Origin of the sequence: Vibrio sp. 10N.261.52.A1 (assembly GCF_002876325.1) — a bacterium.
GTDB lineage: Bacteria > Pseudomonadota > Gammaproteobacteria > Enterobacterales > Vibrionaceae > Vibrio > Vibrio chagasii.
The window spans coordinates 1-417 of record NZ_MCYD01000428.1 but is presented as its reverse complement, the minus strand read 5'-3'; the positions used below and the strand labels follow the sequence as shown (position 1 = coordinate 417).

General features: G+C 45.3%; 1 protein-coding gene. It reads left to right on the top strand.

What is annotated here, in order from left to right; all coding sequences use genetic code 11:
• Window positions 1-10: 10 nt before the first annotated feature.
• On the top strand, window positions 11-417 hold a 407-nt coding region (locus BCT81_RS05145), incomplete at its 3' end, for an extracellular solute-binding protein (protein ID WP_133152560.1).

Sequence of the window (417 nt, the reverse complement as noted above, 5' to 3'; positions counted from 1 at the left end):
GGATATTCACATGAAAAACGCTCTAAGCGCTGTAGCTCTAGGTACATTAGTTGCTCTGGGTTCTTTTGGTGCAAACGCTGCTATCGAAGAAGGACAACTAACAATCTGGGTAGGTGGTGACAAAGCTTACGAAGGCATGGCTGAAGTAGGTAAACGCTTTGAAGAAGACACTGGCGTTAAAGTAACAGTAGCTTTCCCTGACAAACTAGAAGAGAAGTTCTCTCAAGTTGCAGCGGCTGGTGACGGCCCAGACATGATTTTCTACGCACACGACCGTTTTGGTGGTTTTGCGGAAGCGGGTCTTCTTGTTGATATCAAACCTTCTAAAGAAACAAAAGAAGGTATCGTAGACTTCGCATGGGACGCAGTTTCTTACGAAGGTAAAACAATCGCTTACCCAGTAGCTGTTGAGTCAGT